This window comes from Akkermansia massiliensis, from assembly GCF_018847375.1.
Lineage (GTDB): Bacteria > Verrucomicrobiota > Verrucomicrobiia > Verrucomicrobiales > Akkermansiaceae > Akkermansia > Akkermansia massiliensis.
Genome location: NZ_CP072036.1, coordinates 1,117,989 through 1,136,492, shown reverse-complemented (window position 1 = coordinate 1,136,492; position 18,504 = coordinate 1,117,989). Strand labels below are relative to the sequence as shown.

Sequence of the window (18,504 nt, the reverse complement as noted above, 5' to 3'; positions counted from 1 at the left end):
AATCATAAATTAGTATGAACAGGGCACACATGAAAGCGCCATTCATTTTTACCTGCGCCTGCGCTGCCGCGCTGGTGCTCCCCTTCTCTTCCTGCTCCACCCAGAATTCCTCCACGGCCGGCTATGACACTGCGGAACCGGCCAGCGGCGAAATCCCGCCGTGGATTGCGGAAAGCTCTGATCCCGCTTATGAATCCGGCCATTACAGCCCGGTGAAGAGCTCCTCCAGCTCTTCCAGTTACGCTTATAATCCGCCCGCCAAGCCTTCCGTCAGCAAGAAATCCCCCACGCGGAAAACCACGGCCAGCAGCAAATCCTCCCGCAGCACGAGCGCCAGAAAGAGCACCACGCGCAAGCCCGCTCCCAAGGCACGCACCTACACCGTGAAAAAGGGCGATACGCTGGGAGCCATCGCCCGCAGGAACGGCACCTCCGTCAAGGCGCTGAAGAGAGCCAACGGCCTCAAGTCCGACATGATTCACATCAACCAGAAGCTCACGATTCCGCGTTCCAAGTAATCCGGGGGGCCCTTCCCGGTTTCACCGCTTATGAAGCATCTCTTTCTTCTGGCCGTCCTCCCCGTGGTTCTCATGGGGTGGACGTCCTGCACCCACTCCGGCAAGGGCCATACGGCCCTGCCGGATCCGCGCGCTGTGGACAAATCCGTCCCGGAGTATAAAAACCCGTTCCATCCCTCCACGTATGCCCACTTTGTAGCCCGCAAGGACTACCGGAAAACGTATGACGTCTACAAGGATGATACCCTGCTGAACCGCAAGCCGAAGAAATCCCGTAAAATCTTCGTCTGCCTGGACGAGCAGCGGGGCCAGTACCTGGTGGACGGCCTGATCGCCATGGACTTTCCCCTCTCCTCCGGCGTCAAGGCCTACCCGACCAAAACGGGAGACTACACCGTCATCTCCAAAAAGGAGGACCACGCCTCCAACCTTTACGGCAAGATGTATGATGCCGAAGGCAAATGCATCAACTACAATGCGGAAGCCACGGACCCCGTTCCGGAAGGCGGCCGCTTTGACGGTTCCCCCATGCCCTACTGGCAGCGGCTTACCAACGCGGGCCTGGGCCTGCACGTGGGTAAGGTGCGGCGCCACCCCATCTCCCATGGCTGCGTGCGCCTGCCGCGGAACGTTGCGGAAATTCTCTACAAGCAAACCAGCGTAGGAACGCCCGTCACCATCCAGAGAACGCCCCTGCCCGTGCCGGAAGCTCAGAAAGCCCCTGCTGTACAGTAACAAACAGACAGAATCCTGCTACAGCAAAAACGACTTTTACCGGACAGTCTTTTTCAAATATATTTCTAAAAAATTCTCTTCCTTTAGCGGATCCCTGTTAATTCACCTGCCGTCTGCATGATTGTAATAACAGTAGTTGTAATAGACCCAGAGCCAATTTGCCATCGTTCATCTCGCTGGACCATTGCACCGGCTGGACGAGGTTTCCTGTGCTGCCAACTATCCCATAAGGGGAGTAGTCGTAAGTTGCCGCGATCGTTCCCTGCCCATCAAAAACTTCCGTCACATTCTTGTTGAAGTCCGTTCCATAGCAGTAAAGAGAGGCGGCCTGCACCAGGGCCAGGGGACGCGTAGCCACCGGTTCCAGGGGATCCCACAACAGTGTCCGAAGCACGTTCCAGTTGTCCAGCATGTCCAACGCCGCTAGTTGCAGGTAGCCACGGTACAGGTAGAGTTCATGGCTGGCGACCGTCCCGTTGACGGTGACTTTCTTCATGTAGCGGCGTCCCATGGAGTTGTACCCGCATTCCACTACTATGCGTCGTCCTCGCTGGTGAAGCTTACCGCATGGTTGGTTGCGTTGTACATAGCTGTCCACACGCCCGTTGCGGTCTTGATCAATGTTTTTTGGTTGCCTGAAGCGTCATATTGCAGCACAAAGGGCGTTTCCCACTTTCTTCCATGCGGGTGTACTGGTTGAGTTCGTTGACTGCGTAAGTGAGTTCTTCCGCTATCTCCCGCGCCGCCTTGCGATTGCCGATGTTGACGTGACTGTTCCCAAGGCGGCTCTAGTGAGTTCACTTCTGGCATCATAAGTGAAGCTGTCGGCGCGGACGTTTCTGTTCCACGTAGTTAATAACTACATTCCTCGATGGCAGTAGTTTCTTCTTTCGGCTTCTTAATTTAATGGAAAGGATATTCTGTTTATCCACACAACACCCCTTAATTTGGATGGCGAGTGTAATAGAACTATTCCTCTATTTCATCATTATATAATTTAAATAGATAAAATTCAATATATCCTACCATTAATCCAACCGCTCCTGACAATATAAAAAAATAATGATGTTCATCGCATAAGATACGGTCCAGCATAGCGCCCATAATGAGTCCGATAATCAGTCCTAAAAAACAAGCTACCAGTTGATTTATTTCACTAGGGAAAATACGCCAGATTACCCAGCCAATTACAGCCAATATAAATGTTACTGGAAATGAAAATACAATCATTGAAAATCCAGCCATGACGGCATGGTGAAAATTAGATAAACACATGGAATATCCGGCGCCAATAAGCCAAGGAGCAACCCCGCAAATTAATATGATATGAATTATGTTGTATATTAGTTGCATTGAGAATCATTAAGTAACATATTCCAACCAATATCAGAACCTCCTTCCGGAAGTCCCAAAAAAGGAATAAAGCCTCGGCTGGCATAACAAGTCACATGGGCTTTTAGCCTACAGTTGTTTCTTTCTGAACAACACGAGACGTCTTGACACTGCTTTTCAGCATTTCATCCGGCGTAGCTATAAGAAGCACCTTCCAATATTAAATTAGCCATTAAATCTAATTGATAGTTATTTCATATTCTTCCATAAGGAATTAACGGAATATCCATGAAATTATAACTCCACAAATTGGAAATAAATAAAAGATGATGAATAAAATTTTTGATTTTTCATATATGACGAAAATATTAAAGAAAGATATCATCCATATTAGAATCCCGAGTGACACTGTTAGCAACGTATCATAATTACATCCTATTTTTCTCGGAAGAAAATAATACATCACCGAACAATCAATATCATGAAAATAATATAGTTTACAATAGAATTGCCCATTTTTCCTTTCTTATCTTGAGAAAGGATATCAAATGTTACAATTTTTTTTACTGCTTTTTTTGCGTTTCGTTTATGTTCTATTTCTTCCATACCATATAGCTCTAGGAAAATGTTCCGATTCAATTCTCTTCCTGTGTTCTTTGTAATACGCTAGCTTCTTATAAAACAAGTCTGAAAACATTTTTTCATGATTATTTCAATTGGAAGCAGATTTATTTTTGATTTTCTTCAAAACATCTATTATTCTGAAACACTCAATGACTATAATAAGATAAGAAAAAATTAATGCTGTATATGATATTAAAAGTTCATTCGAAAAGTTTTCCCATAATAGATTTATACCATGATACATTGTTGACAAAACTCCACTTATTCCAGAGATCAGAAATAAATAAATTGTAAGTTTGATAATTGAAAAAGGGAAGTTATTAAATGAAAAATTAAGAGTATTTTTTTTGATCCAAACAAGGATTCTTAAAAATAGGATTACAAAAATACATCCACAAACTAATTCGAAATATTCATATCCAGTTAAAGGAGATTCAGGGTAAATCATAATAAAGATGACTAATTATATCGTGTTCATTATTTAGACCATATTTTTTTATTTTCATTAAAAGATTTGTTAGCGATTTCTTCAGTTTGATCTATAACAAATGGAATTTTCAAAGTAGCGGCAATCTTAACATACCCCGTTGCATCTAAAGTTAAAGATATTGGTTTTGCATTCAAAGTTAACCCAGCACTTATCTTAAAATCAATAGAATAAGATGCTTGTATATAAGATGATAATGTAATACCCGCATCAATTCTATGAGACAATCCTAATAATTCTTCCCGATAGGATGTTGAAGTTTTACCATTACAATTGTCAATTTTAAGTATTTTTTCATTACTTAATCCAGCAACCATAGTTCGTAAAGAATATTCAATATCAGGCAGAATAGGCAACCATTTTTGTTTAATTTTAAGTCTTATGCTACACCTATACCAACATCTGTTCGTAATTTTGCTTCAATGCATACACAATTTTTCTTTTTTTCTATTGATATACTTCCCTCAATAATAAGAAGAATGGGTATGTAACCCGCAGGGATAGTCATTGCCGAGATAATCAATAGAGAATACCACTTCATTATCAACAAACCCATACAAATTCCATCCCCCTTCTTCAGCGATAGGATCTCTGTTAATCCACCTGCCGTCTGCAGGATTATAATAACGATAGTTGTAATAGACCAGAGCCAATTTGCCATCGTTCATCTCGCTGGACCATTGGACGGGCTGGGCTAGGTTGCCTGTGCTGCCAACTATCCCATAGGGCGAGTAGTCGTAAGTTGCCGCAACAGCTCCCTCTCTATCAAAAACTTCCGTCACATTCTTGTTGAAGTCCCATCCATAGCAGTAAAGAGAGGCGGCCTCCACCAGGGCCAGGGGACGCGTGGCCACCGGTTCCAGTGGATCCCACAACAGTGTCCGAAGCACGTTCCGGTTGTCCAGCATGTCCAACGCCGCTAGTTGCAGGTAGCCGCGGTACAGGTAGCGTTCATAGCTGACGACCGTTCCGTTCACCGTCACCTTCTTCATGTAGCGGCGTCCCTAGTAGTCGTAGTCGCATTCCACCACCGTACTGCCGTCCCGGCTGGTGAAGCTCATCGACCTATTAATATATTACACATGATCATTGAACTTATACAATTATCCAAGAATTGTAAATAAAATCATACTTTTACTTACTCAAAATAGGCAGATTAATAAATAAAGGAATATGGAGGCATTTTATTTCAATCCATTTATAAGGCGTAATAATTAACTTTAATTGTTCACTTTCTTTTGTAGTAAATACATGATATGAAGATACTTGTGTTCCGCCTAATCCAAAACTTATCAAACGTTCTTGTTTTGATTTGAGTTGCACGCCATCTAATGTTTTAAATTCAAATTTAGAAATTCCGATTAAATCTTTAAAAGAAAAAGAAATTTTATAACCGTCCTTTAACTCTTTTACTGATGTTATTTTTACTAAAGTTTCATCTAAATTAAATTCTTCATTCTTTTTTATTTTTATTATTTTTTCTTTTAATGGAACTGTCTTTTGCGATGTTAATACAGTCAAAGTCCCATTTAATACTTTTTCCAATCCTGTTTTAAAAAATAACTTTACTTGAGCTATACTGCCATCTTCAGAAAATAGAAAAGAAAATGAACCAATAGCATTACATGGAACTGGCTCTTGATGATCATAAAGTATTATTTTTTTTCCAAGACTAAACATTTTCCGATTTTTTTCTGAATCTGTAATATCTATTGTAATTTCTAATGTATCTTGATAAAATTTTAGGCCACTATATTTCACTTGGACTTCAGGAACACTTTTTGTTTCTTGGATATTTCCTAAAGAATAATTTATACATACAACACTAATTAATAAATATAATATATAATTCATGATTTCATCTATTTTATGCTAATTATTTTTCAAAAGAAAATGAATCACGTTTCGGGAACCATGCTTCCCCTTTCATGGTGATAGGATAACCAGAGACAGGAATCTCAGCTTCCTCACATTCACATGCTAATGTCAATTTTATTTTAATTTGTTTCGAAAATATCTCATCTTTAGGTCCAAAAATTCCAAGAGCTGTTACACCTCCACCAATTATATTCAGAGCAATAGTAATTGCTTTTCCCCCTGGTCCCGCAAAGAAACTTGCTACAGTGATAACTACTCCTGCAACCTTGAGAGGAGCATTCAAAATAGACTCTTTTAATCCCACTGCTGTGAGTACTATAATATAATCCACTTTATGATCATTATCATGATATTTTTCTTGGGAATCTAAATAATATTTAGAATGTTTAGAAAAAATCCCCGTGAAACCAATTCTAAAACTTTCTCGATCCATAGTTGGTTTTCCATTATCACTACATTGCGCCTTGTATGATCCCACAAAAGTATCAGCAATGCTTTCTTCAAAAATAATATTACCACCTATATTGAATTCTCCTTTACTTCCAAATATTAAACCCAATGAATCAATATTTTTTTCAGAATTATTCCCAACAAACCCATACAAATTCCATCCTCCTTCTGCAGCGATTGGATCGCGATTGATCCACCTGCCGTCTGCAGGATTGTAATAACGGTAGTTGTAATAGACCAGGGCGAGTTCTTCGTCGTTCATCTCGCTGGACCATTGGACGGGCTGGACGAGACTGCCCGTGCCGGTCACGGTCCCATAGGGCGAGTAGTCGTAAGTTGCCGCGAGCGTTCCCCGTGCGTCGAAGACTTCCGTCACATTCTTGTTAAAGTCAACTCCATAGCAGTAAAGGGCATTTTCCCGCGCCAGGGCCAGGGGACGCGTTGCCACCGGTTCCAGTGGATCCCACAGCAGTGTCTGAAGCACGTTCCGGTTGTCCAGCATGTCCAACGCCGCTAGTTGCAGGTAGCCACGGTACAGGTAGCGTTCATGGCTGGCGACCGTTCCGTTGACGGTGACCTTCTTCATGTAGCGGCGTCCCTGGTAGTCGTAGCCGCATTCCACCACCGTACTGCCGTCCTGGCTGGTGAAGCTCACCGCGCGGTTGGCCGCGTTGTAGACTACTGTCCAAATGCCCGTCGAGGTTTTGATGAGGGTCTGGTTGCCCGAGGCGTCGTATGTCGGCACAAAAGGCGCCTCCGCTTTTTCTTCGATGCTTGTGTACTGGTTAAGCTCGTTGGCCGCGTAGGTGAGTTCCTCGGCCAGTTCCCGCGCCGTCTTGCGGTTGCCGATGTTGTCGTAGCTGTAACCGTAGGGGTCTGTTCCCAGAGTAGCCCCGGTGAGTTCGTTTCTGCCGTTGTAGCTGAAGCTGTCAGTACGAGTTGCTTCGGTTCCCCGCTGCTGGGTGCGGGTGACCGGGCGTCCCAATGCGTCGTAGCTCTGGCTGCGGGTGACCAGCGCGGTTTCCCCCAGACGGCAGCTTATGGCCACTGCCAGGTCGCGGTGTTCTTCATAGGCAAGTTCCCGGACGATGCCGTTGGGCATCGCGAGGCTGGAGGGCAGGCTGCTTCCCGCCAGGTAGCCGTAGGCGAAGGTTTGCTCTTCTCCTCCGTGCACGATTCCGGCGCCGGCAAGCCTCCCGTTGGCTTCATAGCCCTGGCTTGCTTCCTGGAGGACGTCGGTTCCCTGTTTCAGGGTATAGCCGGAGGACCGGCCGTAGGCATCGTAGTTTTCCTGGATCTGGCAGGAGGCGCCTCCTATGGTGATGCTATCGGTGTCCGGTTCGTTGTAGGGGGTGTAAGTGATGGTGCGAGAGCCTGAGGCGTCCGTGACCCGGGTCAGCTGGTTGAGGCAGTTGTAGGCGTACTGGATGCCGGGCGTGGAGTCGCTGTAGGAGACGGAGGTGTTGACCCCTTTCTTCAGATTGTAGCCCCAGGTGGTGACCACCCCCTGCGCGTCCGTGAGCGTGGATCTGAGGTTCAGGGCATTGTAGGCGGTGTCCTCATGCGTTCCGTCCGCGTAGGTTTTGCGGGTGACGAGGCCTGTGGCTTCATCATAGCTCCAGGTGGTGACGTCTCCGTCCGTGCGTCCCGTGGGGTCGGTGGTGATGTCGCCCGCGTCCTCCCGGAAGGTGGTAAGGCTGACCATTCTGTCGGCTTCGTCGTAGCCGAAGAGCAGGGGCTGGATGGCCGTACCCCATTCGGCGGTCTTTCGGCCCCGGAGGTCGTAGCCGTAGCAGGCCGTGTTCCCGAGGGCGTTGGTGACGGCGGAAGGCTGGTCAAACCAGGGATCGTAGGCGGTAGAAGCCGTGTTGCCCGCCGCGTCAGTAACGGAAACAGTGCGCCCGGCGATGTCGGTACGTGTCGTAATGGTGTTGCCCCGTCCGTCCGTGTTAGTGTAGATGATGCCGGTTTCCGCATAGGCGCGGGTCTGCGTGGAAGTAATACCCGCGTAGTCCGTTTGCGTAGTAACGAAGCCGTCGATGACGGTAGCGGTGGCCGTGATGTCGGAGGTTGGTACGGTGCTTTTTTGCGTCCGCAGGGCGCCTGTTCCGTATTCGCTCCATTGCGTGGATATATTTCCTCTGGGATCAATGGAGATCGTTTTGCTTTCCAGCGTGGACGAGAGGGAGGAAACCAGCGTCTTCTGCGTTTCGCCATAGGTAGTCCCCTGGCCGTTGTTCCTGGTCGCCGTGACGACGCGGTAGACGCCGTCCTGCGCCTGTTCCACGCCGTAGCTCCACGTGGTGATGCGCGAGTTGGACACGGTGGCCGGATCGGCAAGCTTCCAGGTTTCCTTGACCTTATTGCCGAAGTCGTCGTATTCCCACAGGGTCGGCGCCATCGTCGTAGCTGCGGTTTCCGCATCTGTCTGTTCCTTGGTCAGCTGTCCCTTGGCGTTATAGGTGTTCCTCGTGTAAATGACTCCCCCGATGGTGTTGGGCCGGCCCGTGCGCAGAATTTCCCCGGCACCGTTGACGACGCTGCGCTGCAGTTCGGTTTCCGTTTCCCCGGAGACGGCTTTCGTGAAGGTCCGAACGCCGTCGGCAACCAAGTCGAGGGAATAGATGATATGCCGCTGTCCCGTGCCGGATTCTTCCAGGACCGTTCCGTCCGGCGCGTTGCGCGTGACGAACGTGGCTCCCGAGGGGATGGTCTGCGTCGTCGTCAAGCCATCCTGGCTGTAGGCGTAGGCGGTGACCCGGCCCAGGACGTCCGTAGAGGAAGTTATCCTCCCCAGCAAGTCGTACTCCGAGCTTTCGCTGGTCATCATGGCCCCCGTATCCCGGCGCGTAGAGAGGATGCGCCCCGCCGCATCCAGGGTGTAGGTGGTGATGGTTTCCGGCGTGATGACCTTCTCTCCGTCCATCACCGCCGAGCGGGTCGTTTCTACCAGTTGGCGCGCCGTGTCGTAGGCATAGTCCATTCTTACACCATTTTCATCAATGTCCCACAACAGGCGCCCGTCGCACATCAGCTCGCGCTCCGTTATTCGGCCATTGCCCGCCGTCCGCTTCACCCACCTGTTCTGCGTGTCAAATTCATAGGAGGCGCTGTCCGTGAGCGTCCATTCCCCGCCGGTGAGCAGGGCGTAGCTTTCTTCCCTGACGCGCTGCCCTTCCGCCGTGATCCAGGTCGTGGTGCGCGTGCTCTGTCCCGGCACGGTTTCCCCGTTGACGCGCGTTTCCACCGTTTCCGTGTAGAGGGCGCCGTGCTCCGTCGTGGCCGCGTAGTCGTGCCAGGTTTGCACGCCGGTGAGGTCCCGGGTCATCCGGGTGCGTCCGCGGGCATAGACGTCGGGCGCGCCGGCCAGCCATTGTTCCGTGGCCGTCAGGCGCGAGCCCGTTACTCCCAGTCCGGTGACCCTCTTTTCCGTCCTTTTGACGTGGTTGGCTGTCGTGTACTTGTAGGCCGTGGTGGTCAGCGTCTTGATGTGCCCTTCCAGCGGAAGCAGGTCTACCGTTTCCGTGGCGGGTTCGTCGTTGAAGTCGGCTTCTCCCGAATGCGCATAGGTGTAGCGCGTGATGCGCCTGCCGCTTTCCGCCCACGGTTCGTCGCGGGAGAGCAGGCGTCCGTAGAGGTCATACGCGTAATGAATTTGGCTGCCGTCCGGGGCCGTTTCCGTCTTGAGCCGTCCGCACTGGTCGTAGGCGTATTGCGTGGTCTGGGCTTCCGGGCTTTGATAGCCTTCCACTTGAGTGAGCAGCAGATCGCCTACGTCCGTCGTTTGATAGATGGAGCAGGTGCGCTCTGCCACGATACCTCCTTTGGAGATTTCCGTCACCAGCTGCCAGACCGAGTCTTCCGGTTCCAGCTCCGTGCGCGTGCGGATGGTCGTGACGGCGTCTTCCCCCGTTCCCCTCCGCATGTTCCACGCCAGGCCGTTTTTCCACCAGGTGACGGTATGGGGCTGCCTGCCCGGCGTCTGCTCCGTGACGGTGAAGTGGCCGTCCGCAGACAGGGAGAGGACAAACGTTTTGAAGGGAGCACCCGTAACGGTATAAAATCCCTGTTCGTCCGTTCCGGTGATTTGGCCGGGGGTATAGAGAGCGATGGTGTAACCCGTGGAGGTGACGTTTTCCACGTTGAGCAGGCCGTCCCACAGGTTCCAGATTTGCCTCAGCGAGCCGTCTTCGGCATGCTTGACGTCCAGGTAGGATGACGCGTTGGAGATGACCTGCTTGTCGGTGGTGGTGTAGGAGAGGAGCATTCCTGTTTCCGCCGAGAAGAGGTATTGGCTGCCGTCTTCCACGATCCAGCGGAGGCAGGATTGTCCTTCCACCGTGTCCAGCGTTGCCCGTCCTCCGCCCGACGTGTCCACGCCAACGGGCAGCACGGACCCGTTCATATAGCAGCGCATGGCAATCACCCGGTCTCCCTGCACCAGATCAAAACGCACTCCGGGTACAATTCCCCCTTCGGGCACGTCCAGGCGGCTGTTCAACGGATGGTTGTAGGCCAGTGAGGAGGGGCTTTCCAGGCCGGAGACACTTTCCTCAGCCCTCAGTTCCACAAGGCCCGCAGGAATCCCTCCTAGTCCCCGGAACATTCCGAAGTTGCAGGACCAGTACATCAGGGTGGCCGTGCTTTCCGCACTCACACTGCACCCTGCGGAGGAGTAGTTTCCCAGCGTGCTATTCCCCACCGCGGAGCCCGACCGGGCCAGCGACGGGGAAGGCGGCGTTCCGCCGCTGTTATCACACGTGTCTCCCTCGCACGGGCACTTCTCGGGCTCCTCCTTGCCTCCCGGCTCCGTCGGCACCACGTCGATGCTGTAGTTGCAGATGGAGACGTTGTCTTTTTCAGGCTTGTAGTCGATGTTGGTCTGGTTGACTTCCCAAATGTAGGAGCCGGAGGGCAGCTGCGCCCCGCCGGTCCCCGTGTGGTATTTATGGCCGCCCTGCTTGCCTGCCGTCTGCGAGTCTTTCTTCAGGTCCACCTGCGCCACCACGCTGCCGCTGGAGTCCTTCACTTCCAGGCTGCCCCAGTCGTCCACCCCCAGGAAGAGCGAACAGGTGCCGTAGAGCTTTTTACCGTCCGCTCCTTCCGGAATGGTAAAGTAACCGTGAGCACTGTGTCCATCCGCCGACGTACTGGGCGGTCCCACGGTAATTTCATCGTGTTCGTGGATTTCCTCGAACGGTAGCGGATCGGGCTCCGGAGAGGCGCGCATGCCACGCGGCATGGGTTTGGCCGTAGAGCCAAAGTACCATTTGCGGTAAGCGGGGATGGAAGAAGGGGTGCCGGCAGAAGAAGTAGTTGGAGTATTCATAAGGCATTAAAGAACTGGGATTGATGATGAAATTAGAGGAGAGCAATCCTCCATGATCATTTTCCCAGTAGCATGATCCAGAGCCAGTGTCAATAAAGTTTATTTGCAAATTTTTGTTTGCCTATGAAACATAACGATTTTTTCCATCAAAAAATAATATAATAATTATTACGCTCAGTACCTTCCTTTTACAGACATCAATATTATCTATTTGTTAGAAAAAATCCACAATAGGATGTCATTCCTGCTTGGCGCCAGTCAAATTCCTGTAAAAAATGTCTCTCTCATGGAGAAAGAATGGTTGATGATTCAGTAGTTTGTCTTTTCGAATTTGCCGCAACTTCTGAAAACCCTTAAACAAAAAATACATCTTTTCCGAAGTTTTTCTATGAAAACGGGAGGAGAAAGATTGCCCTCCATCCGTAGAACCCTTACAATTTTTGCCATGCCTGTATCTCCGGCGCGCATTCTAGAAGATTTGTCCCCCTTCTACCGGCAGGAAGAATTTCCCGTGCTTCTGCACCAGTGTGAAACGTGGGCGGAAAGCCGTCCGTTGGAGGGATGCCGGGTGATTGACGCCTCCCCCGTATTCCGGAATACCTGCGCCAAATACGCCGCCCTGCTGGCGGCGGGAGCGGAGTTGACGGCAGCAGTCTCTCCGGTGATGCCCCACGATCCGGAAACGGTCGCGCTGCTGGGCAGGTATGGAATACCCGTGGTGGAGGCGGAACGGGCGGACGGACCCTATGATGTGGTGATGGACTGCGCCGGGGCGCTCAGCCATGTTCCCAGCCGCTGCGGGTATGTGGAACTGACCCGGTCCGGAGCGCAGCATTATACGCGCTGCACGCAGCCCGTGTGGATGGTGGACGCCGGAAAAATCAAGCAGATAGAAACCTGCCTGGGAACCGGGGAAAGCTTTTTCCGCGCGCTGGAAGCGCTGGGAATTGAGAGTGGCCCGGGACGGACCCTGGTAGTCATCGGGTACGGAAAAGTGGGCCGCGGAATCGTTCTGCACGCGCTCAGGCGGGGCTTGAACGTTATCGTGGCGGATGTGGAGGAAAAACCTCTCCCTCTGTCCTCCGCCTCATTCGTGCGCGCAACGGATGGAGAAGCTCTTACCAATGCAGTCAGTCATGCCTTTTGCGCCGTCACGGCCACAGGGCGGCGGCATGCCCTGTCAGGAGTGATTGACCCCGCTGTGACCCGCTCCTCCGGCGTTCTGCTGGCCAATATGGGCGTGGAGGACGAATGGGGGCCGGAGATCCCGAAGAACCGCCTGCTGAACGGAGGCCGCCCCCTTAATTTCATTCTGCCGGACCCTACGCAAATGTGCTACATAGACCCTCCCCTGGCGCTCCATAACCTGGGCGCCGTGGAGCTTGCCGCAGGCCGCGCCATGCCGGGCATTTTTCCGCCGCCTCCGGAAATGGAGGAAGCTTTCCTTTCCCTGATCCGCTCCCGCGGTTCCCTGCCGCCGGACATGCTGGACTGGATTTCCTGACTTATCATCTTGTCTTTGCAGGAATGAAGGAGTATCGTACAGAGTACGGCTGGGGGCTTCGCGTTCCCTGGCCGGCCTGACGTTTCATTGACTTCGCAATTCATGAACACTTATTATTCCTACCGCAGCTACCGGCTGGGAGGGAGACTCCTCGGCACCCTGGGGTGCGGCCTGGCCTGGGCATTCTTCGGGTCCGGATGGTGGAGCTTTCTCCTCGGCGCTCTTCTCTTGTTCCTGTGGCTTCCCGTCATTCTGGGGAGACCTTATTTTCTCACAATCACTTCCTCCTCCATCTCCTGGGGCAACAGCATTTCACGCAAGGAAATTCCATGGGAACTGATTGAGCGCATAGGATGTACGCCCGATCATGAATCTGAACCCGGACTGATGATTGAACTGAAAGACGGCCGTATTCTGGATGTGGAATCCTCCTGCTTCGGTTCCCTGCCTCCCGTACGGGAAGCCATTCTGCAAGCCTCCGGTTCCTATCCTTTCCATCTTGCTCCGGATTTGTTCGCCGATCCGGGGTTGTTGAGCGAATGACGCGGCGGAGCTTCCTTAGACCCGCTGCGGCACTCCGTGCCTTCCCTTGCGCCTGAACCGCACGTTCCCGGCGCCGGAAGGTGTTTATACGCGTTTTTTCCGGTGCCATGCCGGCACGCCTGTTTTTTATCCCTCCCCCGGAAACCACCGTCCGGTTTATTGACGACGGTGGAAAATGAAAAATGTTCCACGTAGAACATTCATGTGAATAATCCAGTCATCACTTTCATTTTCAATCAATAAAAAACAGGCGCCGTGACAGCACGGCGCCTGTTCTCGTATGAATGATTTTGTACCATCAAAATCAGTTGGGAGATCTCATTGGCATGAGCACGTACAGGAACTCATCACCTATCTTCAATACGCCCGGGCTCATTTCATCAATGAGGTTTAACGTGATGATCGTATCCCCGGCCATCGTCTTCAGGGGAGCCATGAAGAAATCCGGGTTGAAGGAAATGGAAAGCGGCCTTCCGGCATAAGTGATCGTCATGGATTCATGGGCTTCACCCACGCCTTCCGCGCTGGAAGCCACTTCGAGTTCGTTTTCACGGAAGTTCAGCTTGATGTTCGTGCTTTTGTCCACGGAAAGGAGGGACACGCGGCGCACCGTTTCCAGCAGTTCCCCGCAGGGCAGTTCAATGCTTTCCTTGCAGTCCGTCGGGATTACCTGGCGATAGTTCGGGTAATTGCCGTCAATCAGCTTGCTGATCAGCAGCGTGTCATTGATTTCAAAAGCGGCCTGGTTGCGGGTGAACCGTACGGTGACGGTCCCTACTTCATCCAGAAGGCGGCGGAGTTCACCAACGGCCTTGGTGGGCAGAATGGCGTCCAGTTGCTGTTCTTCCGGGAATTCCAGGGCGGTTTCCGCCAGGGCCAGGCGGCGGCCGTCCGTAGCCACCAGAGTCATCTTGCCGTTGCGGAAGGAAAGGGAAATGCCGTTCAGCACGTAGCGGGTCGTATCCGTAGAGATGGCGTATTCCGTGCGGCGGATGCAGTCGCGCAGCAAATTCTGGTCCACCTGGTACACGGTCGCCTGTTCAAAGGACGGCAGTTCAGGGAATTCGTCCGCCGGAAGGCCATTCAGCTTGAACTGGGAGCGGCCGCATTCCACAGTCGCCTGGTTGCGCTGGTTGACGTCCACCTGGACTTCTGCTTCAGGAAGCTCGCTGATGATGCTCACCAGCTTTTTGGCGGGAAGAGTCACGGTGCCCTCGCGCAACACGTTCGCGGGAACTACGCCGGTGATGCATACGTCAAGATCCGTAGCCGTAAAACGTACCTGGCCGTTTTCAGCTTCAATCTTGACGTTGGAAAGAATGGGCAGCGTCGTCTTGGAAGACACCACGCTGGCAACCTGTCTCAGACCGTCGAGAAATACTTGCTTGGAAATGGTAAACTTCATGTGTCTGTGCTTTTATCTGCCTCGCATCCTCTCACAAGTGCCTCCTGTGATTCAAGCCATTTCTCCGTCAAACCCTAATATTTGGCAGTATTTTTTTAAAAGCATACCATATGTAGTAATATGCTATTTCTCCGGGCATATCTTGCATGAAACGGTTTTTCAAATTATTTAAGTATTCTTAAAAGTCCGTTCTCCGGCGAACAATTCCCGGTTGACGCGCACGCGGATTTCGAATCCGGGGTCAAATTATTTTTTTAAGAACAAGCCGGTTAACAAAAAGAAAGATCACGGAAAAATAAAAGCATGAAAGGAAACATAAACAGCGTTTCTTCCGGATCGTGTATATGTTCAATGAATTTGCCGCTTTCCAGAGGAAAAAGAACGGCATCCGGATTCGAAATCCGCTACTTTTCAGCCAAGCTTCGGCGATTTTAAACAACAAAGACTTTCAGAATTTCTGTGAAACGTTCATTCATTATTTTGTCTTTACTGGTTGCGGGAGGCATGGCCCATGCGGCTTCTCCCATTTATTCCTGGGAGTGGACCACTGAAGGAACGCAAATAACTGCTCCCGGCTGGAACGGTTCATTCAATTATACAACCGGCAACGATTATGCCACTTTCGGCAGCGGCTCCGGCGGAGGCACGCCCTACAACTCTGGCATAGCGGGAATTTCAGGCAGTTTCACCGTCAGCTTCGACCTGAAAAACCTGAGTTCCACCAACAACGCCTGGAAAGACGTTTTCAGCCTGTATTCCAATGGAACGGTTTCCGGAGAATCCAACAGCATGGTACTGGAATTCAATGCCTCCGGGGAACTTTATTTTTACAACAAGGGATTTGGAGGCCAATCCGGCGGAAACATCAATACAGGCCTGACCTGGACGGACCTCCAGCAGGACAACTGGAACAATCTGAGCATCGTTTCCGATCTTTCCTCCCAGACTCTCTCCGTGTACGTCAACGGTGCCCTGGCAGGTACGATCACCGGCTGGAATCCGTCCTCCCCTGCCCTGACAGGCTCCCAATTTGGATCTTCCTTTGGAAACACCCGTCCCATGAACGGAACCATAGATGTCAACAACATCAAATTTTACGACGGCGTTGTGCTTCCTGTTCCGGAAGCGGCCACTGCTTCCCTGGGGCTGCTGGGCCTGGCCGCCCTGCTGATGCGCCGCCGCCGGAGCTGCTAAGCATTTGCCGTTATCCAGCAAGAGGCCGCATGCCGGGAAGGGTTCCCCCGCATGCGGCCTTTTCCGTATTCCGGCACTTCCGTCCCGGAATTCATGTTCCCGTGAATGTTTCCCCCGGCATGGTCCAGGCGCCGGGCGGAACCACCCTGCCCGGCAAAACAACGGTATTGGCGCCCAGGCGCACATGATCCCCAATGACGGCTCCCAGCTTGTTCCTTCCGGTAATTTCCAGCCTTCCGGCCGCCATCATCCTGTGCTCCCCGCCGTCATGGCGGAAATTGGAACACACCGTTCCAGCCCCGAAATTGACGTCGCTGCCAATGATGGAATCACCCGCATAGCTCAGATGGGGAATAAACGTCCCGTCTCCGATGATGCAGTTCTTCAGTTCCACCCCCTGCCCCGCTACACAGCCGTTTCCCATGGACACATATCCCCTCAAATGGCAGTTGGGCCCAAGGCGGCAGCCGTCCCCCACCCATGCGGAGCCCTCAACCACCACGCCGGGCATCACCACGGTGCCCTTTCCCACACGGAGACTGCCCAGGACGTAAACGCCCGGCCGCCCGGAAAAATCGTCTCCCTCCATTCCCTCCATCACTCTCTTCTGCCAGTCCAGCAGGTCCCAGGGATAGACGAGGCGCTCCACAGCCGCCTCCCGCCCGGAAAAAACACGTGACAGTCCGTTCCCCGGCCCTTTCCGGGCCAGCAGCCGCCCTTCTTCATTCCGTACTTCCCCTGTCCCGCAGGAAGCAAGCCATGCGGCAGCTTCCGGGGAAAAATCATGCATGGACACCTCTACCACTTCCGCCGCACTTTCCGTAACGGCGGCTTCTGGATTAAAAACCGCCTCAAAGCCCGCTTCCCGGAGCCGGGAGGCACAATAGGCGGCTATGCTCACCCCGGCCACGGAAAAGCTGCGGAAAGGCCTCTCAGGGCTCGTTGCGGGAAAGGTATGGTCCCTTTCCGGAATGTAAATCAATCTGGCAACCCTCATGGAGGAATGGTATGCTTTCTTACGGCGCTTCCGCAAGACGGAACGTGCGGCTCTGTTTCACGGTTCCACCTGCCAATAACCCTGTGAAAGGATAAGTCAATTAACTGTGAGTATGGTGTGAATAAGTTATTCAGATGTTATCCACATTTTTATGAACCGAATTTATTCACACTGGCAGATGGTTTCAATCCATTCATTCCCAGGAGTTAAAAACGTTGTTCACACTGGGCACAGGGTAGAAGAAGAAGGAATTTAATATTGTTAAATCTAATATTCTTCAATCACACAACGTGATTGTCCTTTCTCGCGCATTCGTGCTACAAGGTCGGCATGAACACGGAGGATCAGGATACGCGCTGGATGAACATGGCCGTAAAACTGGCCGAAAAAGGGGTCGGGCTGACAAGTCCTAATCCCTGCGTGGGAGCGGTCATCGTGCATGAAGACCAGGTGATCGGCTCCGGTTTTCATGAAAAAGCCGGCCTGCCCCATGCGGAAAGGAAGGCTATTGCCGATGGAACGGCCAGAGGCAACGCCGCCCTGTTTGCGGATTCCACTCTGTACGTTACTCTGGAGCCGTGCAGCACCACCGGAAAAACGCCACCCTGTACGGAAGCCATTCTGGAACACCATTTCAAACGGGTGGTTTATGGCTCTCAAGACCCCAACCCCAGACACCGCGGCGCCGCGGCTGACATTCTTGGGAGAGCAGGCATCCAGGTCACCCGCGGAATTCTGGAAAAGGAATGCGATCATTTAATCCGGGGATTCAGGCTGAACATGCTGGAGGGGCGCCCATGGGTGATCGCAAAGAGCGCCATGTCCCTGGACGGCCGCATTTCACGCAGTCCGGAACGGTCCCAGTGGCTGACGAATGAAAAATCCAGGTCTTTCGTACATACCCTGCGGGCTGAGTGCGATGCGATTCTTACCGGAGGAAATACCATGCGCCTGGACAATCCGTCCCTGACCATCAGAAAACCGGACCGTCCCGTTTCTTCCCTTAAGGAACAGCCCTGGCGCATTATCCTGACTCACAACGCCGCATCCATTCCTGCGGATTCCGTTTGCCTGACGGATGAATTCCGTGACCGGACCCTGATTATAGAGAACGTTTCAAGTTATTTGGAATTATTAAAAAATCTGTATAATGAAAGAAAAACAGGGACTGTCCTGCTGGAAGCGGGAGGCTGCCTGGTCCGGGAATTCCTGAAAGCCGGCCTGGTGGATGAATGGGTGGGATTTTACGCGCCCATCATAACGGGCGGCGGCGCAGACGGCGTGACGGGCGGTTCATTCCTGGAACGTGAAGCCTTTCTTGAGCAGCCGGTTGTGAGCATCTTTGGAAGCGATGTGTGCATCCGGGGCGACGTAAGCTACCGGTAACGGGCACAGCCAATTATTCATTCGCCTTCCGGATGTTTTTAAACCGGGAAAGCATCTTTAATTACCGATGAGCCTGCCATTCGGCGGTTTTTCTCATCATTGTGCATCCTCTCTGTTCGTGT

General features: G+C 51.7%; 14 protein-coding genes. 6 read left to right on the top strand and 8 right to left on the bottom strand.

From position 1 onward, the window contains the following. The first annotated feature begins 29 nt into the window (after positions 1-29). On the top strand, positions 30-518 hold the full coding sequence (locus tag J5W70_RS04755) for a LysM peptidoglycan-binding domain-containing protein (RefSeq protein ID WP_022397927.1): 489 nt from the start codon (positions 30-32) through the stop codon (positions 516-518). A 30-nt stretch (positions 519-548) separates the two neighbouring features. Continuing rightward, entirely contained in the window at positions 549-1,253 is a 705-nt protein-coding gene (locus J5W70_RS04750) for a L,D-transpeptidase family protein (RefSeq protein WP_022397928.1), read from the top strand. 97 nt (positions 1,254-1,350) lie between these two features. On the opposite strand, the gene J5W70_RS12765 is transcribed toward J5W70_RS04750, so the two are convergent. The 6 genes from J5W70_RS12765 to J5W70_RS04720 all read right to left on the bottom strand — a co-directional run bounded on the left by J5W70_RS12765 (position 1,351) and on the right by J5W70_RS04720 (position 11,353). Then, entirely contained in the window at positions 1,351-1,764 is a 414-nt protein-coding gene (locus tag J5W70_RS12765) for a hypothetical protein (protein ID WP_257228332.1), read from the bottom strand. A 458-nt stretch (positions 1,765-2,222) separates the two neighbouring features. Next, positions 2,223-2,498, bottom strand: coding sequence for a hypothetical protein (locus J5W70_RS04740; RefSeq protein ID WP_102742180.1), 276 nt, complete (start codon positions 2,496-2,498; stop codon positions 2,223-2,225). A gap of 1,188 nt (positions 2,499-3,686) precedes the next feature. Next, a complete protein-coding gene (locus J5W70_RS04735) occupies positions 3,687-4,013 on the bottom strand; it encodes a hypothetical protein (protein WP_146021349.1) in 327 nt (108 codons plus the stop codon). A 147-nt stretch (positions 4,014-4,160) separates the two neighbouring features. Continuing rightward, on the bottom strand, positions 4,161-4,688 hold the full coding sequence (locus J5W70_RS04730) for an RHS repeat-associated core domain-containing protein (protein ID WP_257228331.1): 528 nt from the start codon (positions 4,686-4,688) through the stop codon (positions 4,161-4,163). Between the two features lie 142 nt (positions 4,689-4,830). Then, a complete protein-coding gene (locus tag J5W70_RS04725) occupies positions 4,831-5,550 on the bottom strand; it encodes a hypothetical protein (protein ID WP_022397855.1) in 720 nt (239 codons plus the stop codon). Positions 5,551-5,572: 22 nt separating this feature from the next. Next, positions 5,573-11,353, bottom strand: coding sequence for an RHS repeat domain-containing protein (locus J5W70_RS04720; protein WP_257228330.1), 5,781 nt, complete (start codon positions 11,351-11,353; stop codon positions 5,573-5,575). A 445-nt stretch (positions 11,354-11,798) separates the two neighbouring features. Here J5W70_RS04720 and J5W70_RS04715 point away from each other — a divergent pair, with 445 nt between their 5' ends. Both J5W70_RS04715 and J5W70_RS04710 read left to right on the top strand, forming a co-directional pair. Beyond that, positions 11,799-12,857 carry a Rossmann-fold NAD(P)-binding domain-containing protein gene (locus tag J5W70_RS04715; RefSeq protein ID WP_146019380.1) on the top strand — a complete coding sequence of 353 codons (1,059 nt, stop codon included), beginning with the start codon at positions 11,799-11,801 and terminating at the stop codon, positions 12,855-12,857. Positions 12,858-12,959: 102 nt separating this feature from the next. Continuing rightward, positions 12,960-13,400 (top strand): hypothetical protein, encoded by a 441-nt coding sequence (locus J5W70_RS04710; RefSeq protein ID WP_022396128.1) that lies wholly within the window; start codon positions 12,960-12,962, stop codon positions 13,398-13,400. Positions 13,401-13,704: 304 nt separating this feature from the next. Here J5W70_RS04710 and dnaN read toward each other — a convergent pair whose 3' ends face one another. Then, positions 13,705-14,805, bottom strand: coding sequence for a DNA polymerase III subunit beta (gene dnaN / locus J5W70_RS04705; protein WP_022396127.1), 1,101 nt, complete (start codon positions 14,803-14,805; stop codon positions 13,705-13,707). Positions 14,806-15,285: 480 nt separating this feature from the next. Between dnaN and J5W70_RS04700 the strand changes: the two genes are divergently transcribed. Beyond that, entirely contained in the window at positions 15,286-15,999 is a 714-nt protein-coding gene (locus J5W70_RS04700) for a LamG domain-containing protein (protein ID WP_146017817.1), read from the top strand. Between the two features lie 91 nt (positions 16,000-16,090). Here J5W70_RS04700 and J5W70_RS04695 read toward each other — a convergent pair whose 3' ends face one another. Further along, positions 16,091-16,996: a transferase hexapeptide repeat containing protein gene (locus J5W70_RS04695; RefSeq protein ID WP_022396125.1), complete on the bottom strand. Its 906-nt coding sequence runs from the start codon at positions 16,994-16,996 to the stop codon at positions 16,091-16,093. Positions 16,997-17,326: 330 nt separating this feature from the next. Here J5W70_RS04695 and ribD point away from each other — a divergent pair, with 330 nt between their 5' ends. Beyond that, a complete protein-coding gene (gene ribD, locus J5W70_RS04690) occupies positions 17,327-18,382 on the top strand; it encodes a bifunctional diaminohydroxyphosphoribosylaminopyrimidine deaminase/5-amino-6-(5-phosphoribosylamino)uracil reductase RibD (RefSeq protein WP_022396124.1) in 1,056 nt (351 codons plus the stop codon). Positions 18,383-18,504 lie beyond the last annotated feature (122 nt).